This window comes from Microcystis sp. M44BS1, assembly GCF_020244875.1.
Classification (GTDB): domain Bacteria; phylum Cyanobacteriota; class Cyanobacteriia; order Cyanobacteriales; family Microcystaceae; genus Microcystis; species Microcystis panniformis.
This window is the reverse complement of sequence record NZ_JADBVM010000330.1, coordinates 1-10384: the sequence shown is the minus strand read 5'-3', so window position 1 is coordinate 10384 and position 10384 is coordinate 1. Positions and strand designations below refer to the sequence as shown.

At 43.7% G+C, this 10384-nt stretch carries 10 protein-coding genes; 6 read left to right on the top strand and 4 right to left on the bottom strand.

Annotated features, from left to right (window positions below):
• Window positions 1–315: transposase family protein (locus IM515_RS24340; protein ID WP_287698234.1), on the bottom strand; the 315-nt coding region annotated here is incomplete at its 3' end.
• A gap of 304 nt (window positions 316–619) precedes the next feature.
• Here IM515_RS24340 and IM515_RS24335 point away from each other — a divergent pair.
• Window positions 620–832, top strand: a complete 213-nt coding sequence (locus IM515_RS24335) for a hypothetical protein (protein ID WP_002765380.1) — start codon at window positions 620–622, stop codon at window positions 830–832.
• Between the two features lie 22 nt (window positions 833–854).
• Complete coding sequence (locus tag IM515_RS24330) at window positions 855–1025, top strand: type II toxin-antitoxin system PemK/MazF family toxin (RefSeq protein ID WP_287627054.1); 171 nt, start codon at window positions 855–857, stop codon at window positions 1023–1025.
• Window positions 1026–1087: 62 nt separating this feature from the next.
• On the opposite strand, the gene IM515_RS24325 is transcribed toward IM515_RS24330, so the two are convergent.
• From IM515_RS24325 to polA, 3 genes are read right to left on the bottom strand one after another with little or no spacing between them, the layout of a single operon-like run.
• Window positions 1088–1336, bottom strand: a complete 249-nt coding sequence (locus tag IM515_RS24325) for a heavy-metal-associated domain-containing protein (protein ID WP_002765377.1) — start codon at window positions 1334–1336, stop codon at window positions 1088–1090.
• Between the two features lie 36 nt (window positions 1337–1372).
• Entirely contained in the window at window positions 1373–1618 is a 246-nt protein-coding gene (locus IM515_RS24320) for an NDH complex assembly factor CRR9 (protein WP_002736270.1), read from the bottom strand.
• Between the two features lie 4 nt (window positions 1619–1622).
• The gene (polA, locus tag IM515_RS24315) at window positions 1623–4493 is read right to left on the bottom strand and encodes a DNA polymerase I (RefSeq protein ID WP_287627055.1); all 2871 of its coding nucleotides are present in this window, start codon (window positions 4491–4493) and stop codon (window positions 1623–1625) included.
• 390 nt (window positions 4494–4883) lie between these two features.
• On the opposite strand from polA, the gene IM515_RS24310 reads away from it, so the two are divergent.
• From IM515_RS24310 to IM515_RS24295, 4 genes are all read left to right on the top strand, one after another.
• The gene (locus IM515_RS24310) at window positions 4884–5810 is read left to right on the top strand and encodes a UDP-glucuronic acid decarboxylase family protein (protein WP_287627056.1); all 927 of its coding nucleotides are present in this window, start codon (window positions 4884–4886) and stop codon (window positions 5808–5810) included.
• Window positions 5811–5855: 45 nt separating this feature from the next.
• Window positions 5856–7238 carry a UDP-glucose dehydrogenase family protein gene (locus IM515_RS24305; RefSeq protein WP_287627057.1) on the top strand — a complete coding sequence of 461 codons (1383 nt, stop codon included), beginning with the start codon at window positions 5856–5858 and terminating at the stop codon, window positions 7236–7238.
• Between the two features lie 240 nt (window positions 7239–7478).
• A complete protein-coding gene (locus IM515_RS24300; protein WP_193960954.1) occupies window positions 7479–8162 on the top strand; it encodes a Mo-dependent nitrogenase C-terminal domain-containing protein in 684 nt (227 codons plus the stop codon).
• 128 nt (window positions 8163–8290) lie between these two features.
• Window positions 8291–9979 (top strand): SulP family inorganic anion transporter, encoded by a 1689-nt coding sequence (locus IM515_RS24295; RefSeq protein ID WP_287627058.1) that lies wholly within the window; start codon window positions 8291–8293, stop codon window positions 9977–9979.
• Window positions 9980–10384 lie beyond the last annotated feature (405 nt).

Sequence of the window (10384 nt, the reverse complement as noted above, 5' to 3'; positions counted from 1 at the left end):
TATATTCTCGGCTAGTCTTTTCGTATAGGTTCGTTTCTTGGCGACAAAATCTAACTCTTCGCTAAAGGGTTTCTGACAATTACCGCACTTAAATTGACGACGATTAACTTGTAGGTACACTGGTTGACCTGAGAGCGGTAAGTCTTTGACTAAATGTCGATGATTTTGGTGGAGTTTATCGCTCTCTAACCCACAACGAGGACAGACTGCTTTTTTATTTTTCGATTCGATTTGGAAAACTATACCGATATTTTCTAGGTGTCGATAGCCTTTAATACAGGTTCCTTGTAGGTTCAAAAATTTGTCAAGTATCATAAGTAAAATAATCTCGTTTTTGGCTATTATATCAAATTTTAACTCAATTGTCTATCTTTTGGTATTAACCAGTTTGTGCCTTAAGTCTTTCCCTGTATAGATTTCAGCTATTTTTGAGACTAGGTACTCTCATCGAATTTTATTTTAAGTTAATTATTTGCATAACAATTCCCGAAGAGCCACTATTTAGACGAAATCTCAACAAGTTGATATGGCGGTAAAGGATATTCAAAGCATTATTAAAGACTATGAACAACAGTAAACAGATTATAATTGTAACAGCTATTAATTGGACTAACCACCTATGAATATTAAACAAAAACTATCTTTAGTAACACAAAATCTCTCTGATGAACAATTAGAACCATTGTTAGAGTTAGCAGTAAATTTACAAAATAACAACCCAAATACACTTAACTTTACTGAACAAATTACCTCTCAAGCTTATCAAGAATGGGTTAGTTCTGATCATGACATCTACGACGAGATTTTTGCCGATGAAATTACAAAAGGGTGATGTAGTATTGTGTCAAGTACCCATGCCATCCAGTCAATTTCAACAGTTTAAGCTTCGTCCTGCTGTTATCGTATCAGCTAATGATATTAATCAAATTTTAGATGATGTAATGGTTGTTCCTTGTACCTCTAATCGTAATCGCTCCTTTTCGATAAACCAACAACTAGAAAGCTTGGGAGTCAAACTAATCTGATCAACACAAAAATAGAACTACCCTTGATTTTTACAGAGGTATATTTTTAACGGGGAAGGATGTCAACCCTCACTTCCAGACTCAACAGTATGGCCGACTTCGCTGATCCATTGGGCAATTTCTGCGGGGGATGCGGTGGTTTCTACGGTGACGATTTTATTGGCTACATCCACCGATATTTGGGCTGCCGGTTGCTGATTATTAATCGCTTTAGTAATGGTATTAGCGCAACCTTCACAGGCAATACTAGGCACTTTTAGGGTAATTGTCATTGTTGTAACTCCAGTAACTTTATAGCTAAAGACTAGCATAAATTGTCAGGGGTAGCTTATTTTTTAAGAGTTTATTTACCATTTCAGCACTGCCGCTTCGATCCCCTGTTCCCGACGCAGTTTACTATCTTTTTCTAGCCATTGGATTACCTGTTTATGGGTTAGTTCTTCTAGGGTTACTCCCGTATCTTCGGCGATTATTTTTAGTAAGCGTAGGGAAGAAATCGTTAAACGAGTCAGGAATTTTTCGGGAGAAGTCAAGAGGGCAGCGTCCACATCCGCGGATTCTTCTGGGGTTAAAAATTGTCTGTTTTCGATCATAGTTTTATTTGGTTTCCATCCAATTGTCACCGGCTTTTATTTCTACCAAGAGAGGGACTGTCAAGGAGACAGCTTCTTCCATAGTCGTCTTGATTTTTGACTCTAGGGATGGCCATTCTTCCCTCGGTACTTCCAAGACTAATTCATCATGGACTTGCAGCAGTAATCTCGCTCGATAATTTTGCAGTACCTCGGCCAATTTTACCATCGCTACTTTAATAATATCAGCACTGGAACCCTGAATGGGCGCATTAGCAGCCGATCTTAATAATTGTGCCTCCTCGTTGTTGAGTTTGAGGCTATCTAAATCGATGTCATGTAAGGACAGTCCCCGCAGTCTTTTTAAGAGGGGATTATCAAAGTTAAAATAACGTCTCCTACCCAAAATTGTTTCTACATATCCCTGAGCGATTGCTTGTTTTTTGCTATTCTCTAAATACTCAAATACTTGGGCATAACGTTGATGATATTTTTCAATAAATTTTCTGCCCTGTTCTACGGTTAATTTCGATTCACGGGCGAATTTTTGCGCTCCCATGCCATAAATAACCCCGAAGTTAATGGTTTTCCCTAAACTGCGTTCTTCTGGGGTAATTTCCCCTTTATCAAAGAGCAATTGAGCGGTGACTTTATGAACATCTTGATTACTACGATACGCTTCTAATAAAACTGGTTCTTGACTGAGATGAGCAAGAATTCTTAACTCGATTTGTGAGTAGTCCGCTGACACTAATAAGTACCCATCTTCGGGGATAAAAGCTTGACGAATTCGCCGAGAAAATTCACTGCGAACGGGGATATTTTGCAGGTTAGGATTGGAGGATGATAAGCGTCCGGTGCTGGTGATGGTTTGATTAAAATCCGTATGCACTCGTGCGGTTTTTGGTTCGGCTAATTTCGGTAAAGCATCCACATAAGTGGATTTTAATTTGGATAAGGTGCGATGTTCAAGGATATAATCAATTAGGGGATGATCCCCTTGTAGTTTCTCTAAAACACTTTGATCGGTAGAGTAACCTGTTTTAGTTTTTCTGGATTTTTTGCGATTGAGTGCCAATCGCTCAAAAAGGATTTCACTTAACTGTTTAGGAGAGCCAAGATTAAAAGTTTCTCCGATAGATTCATAAGCTTTTTTTTCTATGTCTGCTAAGTCTCTTTCTAGTTGCTGGGACAAGTTTTTTAGATAATTGACATTAATTTTTATCCCATAATTTTCCATCTGCCACAGCACCATGACGAGGGGAGATTCTACTTCTGAGAATAATTGATATAAAGAGGGAATTTTAGTTAACTCTGACTGTAATTTTTCTCGAAGTAAATAGGTAGCGTAGGCATCTAATCCACAGTAGTTAGCAGTAGTGCCAATATCTAAATCAGCGATGGTTTTTCCCCCAGGAATACCGAGACTTTTATAACTAAGGGAAGTGATACCGTCCAAATAGCGATCGCATAAATCTTCGAGATTATGAGTTAGTTCGGGATGGAGGACATAACTAGCCACCATAGTATCAAAAACTAGACCTTTAACGGTAATTCCTTGATGATAAAAAACATCAATATCAAATTTCGCATTCTGGAAGACTTTCGGATAATTATCACTGGCTAAAATTGGGCGTAATTTTTCAAGAACTATCTCTAGATTTAAATTATCACCGCTCTGGTGTCCGATAGGAATATAGGCCAGAGAATTTAATTCTTTTCCCCAACAGCAACCGATGCCGACTAATTTGGCTACACGAGGATTTAAATCCGTGGTTTCGGTGTCCCAAGCGACGGGAAATTGCCGATTAGTAAAAGTTGTTAATTTGGCCAGTAGAGCATCTAACTTAGGAATAGTATCAATAATGTCGGGAGCAATTAGAACCGGTGGAGAAACAGGGGGTAAATCAAACAGAGACAATTGATTAGAATCAGCATCGCTAGTTAATTCTAGGGGAGGAGTGCCACCTAGCTGCTGTTGAATTTGATCGAGTTTCTGGAGAATTTTCTTTAACTCCAATCTTGCCAATAAAGGTTTAACTAAACGCCGATCAAAACCTCGGAGACGAAATTTCTCCTCATCGAGGCTAACGGGGGCATCAAGGGCAATTTTGGCTAAATAGCGAGAACTTTCGGCGGCGGGTTTCCCCTCTAATAATTTAGTTTTTACCATTCCCTTGATCGATTCCAGATTGGTATAGATATCGTCTAAGTTATCGTATTTTTTTAATAAATCTATCGCTGTTTTTTCGCCAATTCCGCGCACTCCGGGGATATTATCAGACTTGTCACCGCAAAGAGCTTTAAAATCTACTACCTGTTTTGGTGTCACCCCTAACTTTTCCGTGACAGCTTGGGAATTAAATTCTGTATAACCCTGTCCCGATGTACTTTTGACTGCATTAATATCCAGATAGAGAACCGTGGTTTTTTTCTCCTCATCTACCAATTGAAATAAATCTCGATCGCCTGTTAAAATCTTGACTGTATAACCATTATCGCCAGCTTGTTTTGCCAAAGTTCCTAAAACATCATCTGCTTCATAACCAGGGGAAGTCACAATAGGAATATTCATCGCTGCCAAGAGACTTTGCAGATTAGTTAAATCGGGGCGAAATTCTTCAGGAGTTTCTTGCCGATTAGCCTTATAATTGACATCAGCTTCATGGCGAAAAGAAGGAGCGGCTAAATCAAAAGCGACCGCTAAATAAGTGGGTTTTTGAGTTTCTAGTAACTGCATCAGAGAATTTAAAAACCCAAAGCAAACACTGGTGGGAATACCGCTAGAAGTACGCAGAGGGCCAGAACGAGACTTAGCAAAGGCATAATAGGCACGAAAAGCCAAAGAATGCCCATCAATCAGGATAAATAGCTTATTTTGCTCGCCACTGGTCATAATCTAGCCTCAAATTTGCGTGTTATTTCCATTTTAAGGATTACCGAGCCATTATTAGCTCTCCTGCAAAAATCAAAAATCTTCCGTTAGGTGGGGAGATGGTCGATAGTAGAATGGAAAACAGGAGGGTAAAAAAGACAAGAGACAACTATTTTATCCATAAAACCTAAGATTATGTCAAATTTATCTGGTTTTTAAGATATTTTGACCCGATAGCGCCTCGATAACTTACTTTTGCAGGAGGTCTATTCAGCCATTAGCCTGGCATCGGCGATCGCTGATAACTGATAACTGATAACTGATACTTAACACCTCCTCAAAAAAATATTTGCCAAAAAGCCAGCGTAAGGGTATTTTAAGAATAATTTTATATGTTTACTTTTCGATTACATGAGAATCCTAGTTACGGGTGGTGCGGGTTTTATCGGTTCCCATCTAATCGATCGCTTGATGGAACAGGGTCATGAAGTGGTCTGTCTGGATAACTTCTACACAGGGACGCGCAGAAATATCGTTAAATGGCTAGGAAATCCTTATTTTGAGCTAATTCGTCACGATATCACCGAGCCGATCCGTCTAGAAGTCGATCAGATTTATCACCTGGCCTGTCCTGCTTCCCCAATCCACTATCAATATAACCCCGTAAAAACGATTAAAACCAATGTTTTAGGGACTATGTATATGCTGGGGTTAGCTAAACGGGTAAAAGCGCGATTTTTGCTCGCTTCCACCTCGGAAGTCTATGGCGATCCCGATGTGCATCCGCAAACGGAAGAATATCGAGGCAATGTCAACTGCATCGGACCGCGTTCCTGTTATGACGAGGGTAAACGGGTGGCGGAAACCTTGGCTTTTGAGTATTATCGGGAGCATAAAGTCGATATCCGGGTGGCCCGGATTTTCAACACCTACGGCCCGCGAATGCTGGAAAACGATGGTCGAGTGGTGAGTAATTTCGTCGTGCAAGCTTTGCGCGGTGAACCCCTGACGGTTTATGGTGAAGGTTCCCAAACCCGCAGTTTTTGCTATGTTTCTGACCTGGTGGAAGGGTTAATGCGTTTGATGAATGGGGACTTTATCGGGCCGGTTAATCTCGGCAATCCCGATGAATACACAATTCTGGAATTAGCGCAAGTGATCCAAGGCATGATTAATCCCGAGGCCGAATTGGTCTATCAACCACTGCCGGAAGATGATCCCAAGCAACGACAACCGGATATCACTCGTGCTAAAACCTATCTGGATTGGAGTCCAACTATTCCTCTAAATCAGGGTTTAAAAATGACGATCGAGGATTTCCGTTCTCGTCTAAGCTAATCCCTAATCAATAAATTTAACTTAATTGTCACTGGAGTGATTATCATGCGTGTTTGTGTTATCGGAACGGGTTATGTGGGTTTAGTCACTGGGGTTTGCCTAGCACATATCGGCCATCATGTTATCTGTATTGATAACAATGAAGAAAAAGTCAAATTGATGAAATCGGGACAATCCCCCATCTATGAACCGGGGTTATCGGAATTAATGCAGTCTTCGGCAGCCTCCGGCAATCTGGAATTTTCCACGGATCTAGAAGCGGGAGTTAAACACGGCGAAATCCTCTTTATCGCTGTTGGTACACCTGCACTACCGACGGGGGAAAGTGACACCCGTTATGTGGAAGCGGTGGCCCGGGGTATTGGGGCCCATCTCAACGGTGGTTATAAAGTAATCGTCAATAAATCTACCGTTCCCATCGGTTCTGGGGATTGGGTACGGATGATCGTCCTCGATGGCGTGGCCGAGAGACAAAAAAAGCTCGTGGCTGCTGGAAGTATTAGTACACTAGAACGCATTGAAGCGGATTTCGATGTGGTCAGTAATCCCGAATTTTTACGGGAAGGTTCGGCAGTTTATGATACTTTTAACCCCGATCGCATTGTTTTAGGCAGTAATAACCCGAAAGCCATCGAAATGATGAAGCAATTGTACGCGCCTTTGGTTGAACGTCAATTCTCTGAAGATACCTCCTTGCCTCCCGTTCCCGTGGTGGTTACGGATCTCAGTTCGGCGGAAATGATTAAATACGCCGCTAATGCCTTCCTAGCCACCAAAATTAGCTTTATTAACGAAGTAGCTAACATCTGCGATCGCGTCGGGGCCGATGTCACCCAAGTGGCTAAAGGTATCGGTTTAGATTCCCGTATCGGCAGCAAGTTTCTCTCGGCCGGGATCGGTTGGGGGGGTTCCTGTTTCCCCAAAGATGTGTCAGCTTTGGTGCATACCGCAGAAGACTACGGTTACGAAACGGAATTACTTAACGCCGCTATCAATGTTAACAAACGTCAACGGACAATTGCGATCGAAAAACTCCAACAGGAATTAAAAATCCTCAAGGGTAAAACCGTCGGTTTGTTGGGATTAACTTTTAAACCCGATACCGATGATATGCGCGATGCTCCGGCTTTAACCATGATCGAACAGTTAAATCGTTTAGGTGCTAAGGTAAAAGCCTATGATCCGATCGTTTCCCAAAGTGGTTTAAGTCACGGTCTCAGTGGTGTGATTATCGAATCGGATCCAGAAAGATTGGCTGATGGTTGTGACGCTTTGGTGGTGGTGACGGAATGGCAAGAATTCCTCCGTCTTGACTACGGCAAAATGGTTAAAACCATGCGCGAACCCGTGTTAATTGATGGTCGCAATTTCCTCGATCCTGCGGTGGTGACAGCAGCTGGTTTCCGTTACCTCGGTATTGGACGTTAATCCCAGGAATCCGCCTTTTCACTAGGACTGACGCGGGTGGGGAAGGGACAAGCAGCGCCAACCCTTACCCCTGCTCCTAGGGGCGAAAATTGCCCGATTATGCCAGATGAAAAACGAAAACTTCCTAGCTGACCATAAGGATAGTTGCAATGGTTACATGATGTGAACGGGGGCCACTAGAATCCGGGGGCGATGGGTAGAATTAAATTGAGAAACTAGAAATCAGTTTTAGCAATACCTATGGTTAGCTCTGTTCAATACCGCTACACTAACGAACAAGTTAGGGACTGGTTACGGGGATTACTGACAATTGCTTGGTGTGATGGGGATTATAGCACCAGCGAACAGGAATCGATCGCCCGTTTCGCTCATGAATTAGAATTAGATGACGACCACGTTCTCTATCAATCGATTAGTCCCGAAGAATTGGCCGCAAGTTTCGGTCATGACCCCAAAATATCAGAAAACTTCCTCCGCACGGCGGTTATGGTGGCGATCGCCGATGGCATTTATTCCCCCGCAGAAGCGGCATTACTGCATAGTTATCGGGATGCTTTCGGGTTAGAAATCGAGGCCTTGTCAGCTTTAGAACATACTGTCTGTGAAATTCCCGAAATTACCACGGAAGCGCAGAAATCCGAGTTTATCAGTGCCGAACATCCCCACCCGGATCTGCTGCATCCCCTCAAAGATTGGTTAGATGGGGTGGAAATGCACGATCCGCGCTTGGCCCGGTTTATCTGCAAAATGGTGCCGCCTCAATGTCCTTTTGAACGGGATATCGTGCTGTTTGGTCATAAATTAGTCCATATTCCGCCTCTGTGCAAGTTAAATCCTCTCTACGAGCAATTAGTCGGGTTACGTTTCCGCGCCCTATCATACTTAGCCGATGATTGTCAAGAGGATATTTCCGAGTATATTTAGCCAGTTTAACTAAAATTGTGACTAACATGGCATAAATATCCTGCTGACAGAAAATATCTCAGCCTAAAGGCCTTTCCTAGCCAATTCTTCCGTTAAAATTAGGTTAAGTCGCCGTTAAGAGAGAAACTATGAGTAAAAACTCCCGACGAGTCGATTTTCCTGATTTACCCGGGACAAAAAACCTGCGCTCCTATCAATGGCAGTGGCTGGGCCGAGATATCCTCGCCGGTGTCACCGTGGCGGCCTACGCTATTCCCCAGTGTATGGCCTACGGCGACCTGGCCGGGGTCGAGCCGGTGGTGGGATTGTGGACTCTCGTGCCGGCTGCCCTAGTTTACGCCCTTTTCGGCTCCTCACCGCAACTATCCCTCGGACCGGAATCGACCACGGCAGTGATGACGGCGGCAGCGATCGCACCGATAGTGAGCCTTCAAGGAGAAAATTACGGCAGTTTAGCGGCTTTTTTAGCCCTAATGGTCGGTTTAGTCTGTTTTGTCGCTTATATCGCCCGCTTGGGATTTCTAGCTAATTTACTCTCCAAACCGATCCTGATCGGTTATATGGCGGGAGTGGCGGTGATCATGATTGCGGGACAACTGGGTAAAATTAGTGGTTTGTCAATCCGTGAAAATACGGTTTTTAAAGAAATTTTAGCTTTTTTCTGGGGAATAAACCAATGGCACTGGCCAACCCTTAGCCTAGCTGTATTTTTGCTACTATTTCTATTTGTCATCCAAAAATATTTTCCCAAAGCACCTGGTCCCTTGCTGGCGGTTTTACTGGGAACCCTCGCCGTCGCCACCCTCCATCTCGATGGGGAGGGGGTGGCAGTAGTGGGGAAAATTAGCAAGACTTTGCCCAATTTTGGCTTACCAACCCTAGATTTTTCCCAATTACTACCCCTAGTCACCGCAGCCGTCGGCATTGCCCTGGTGGGCTATTCCGATAACGTCTTGACCGCTAGAGCCTTCGCCGCACGCCATAACCAAGAAATCGATGCCAATCAAGAATTTTTAGCCCTGGGACTGGGGAATCTGGCGGCGGGTTTTTGTCAGGGATTTCCCATCAGCAGCAGCGCCAGTCGCACTGCGGTGGGCGATTCGGTGGGTAGTAAAAGTCAGATTTACTCCCTGGTGGTGGCAGTGGTGGTGGTGGCGGTCATTTTCTCCCTCGGTCCGCTACTGGCACTCTTTCCCAAGGCCGCTTTGGGTGCGCTGGTGATTTATGCGGCCTGTAAACTGGTGGATATTGCCGGCGCTAAACGACTAAAAAGCTTTCGCAATAGTGAGTTTAATCTCGCTGTCCTGACCATGGTGGGGGTGCTAACCACGGGGATTTTAAGCGGGGTTGCCATCGCCATCGGTCTCTCGGTTATCGATTTATTGGCCCGCATTACCCGGCCTGATGATGCGGTCTTGGGTACGGTTCCGGGGGTGATGGGTTTACACGCGCTCCAGGATTGGCCAGAAGCGCAAACAATACCGGGGTTAGTTATCTATCGTTACGATGCCCCCTTATTTTTTGCTAATGCGGCCGACTTTAAACGTCGCGCTCTCAGTGCCATTGCCCGGGAGACAAAACCGGTAGAATGGTTTGTCTTGAATACGGAGGTTCTTGGGGAATTAGATAGTACAGCCGTGGAGATTCTTGAGGAACTAGCAGCGGAATTATCAAGACAGGGTATAGTTTTCGCCCTCGCTAGGGTTAAACACGATCTGTACTTACAATTGCAACGTTCTCGCTTGTTAGATAAAATTAGCGAGGAGAGAATTTACTATACTTTGCCGGCAGCGATCGAAGCTTTTAAAAATCGTTAACTGATAGTTAGGGGTCGAGAAGGTCATCGCCGACCTCTCCTCCCATAAAGAACCTACCCGTCCATAGTTTTCGGACTTTATTGAAATTAGGTGATAGAGTTTTCTAAGTTGGGCTTCCGTCGGTTGCATTTAGTCATTATCGGCTTGATTTTAGATTATTGTTCATTTTTAGCATCATTAACTGAAAGTCACTTCCCTAACCTATTTAGGGTTTGCTGAATAAAGGTGAAATGTAGGCAAGGTAAGGGTTTTGTGGCTTTTCTCGCGAAACAGGTGCAAGATTTTGAGAGAATCGTGCTTCAAAACCTTGCGTCTTCATCGGCCCGCGTCCTGTAGGGGCGAAGCATTCGGATAAAAAATCTACGGTTTCACCGATAGGTTATTGCCCGAATGCTTCGCCCGTAC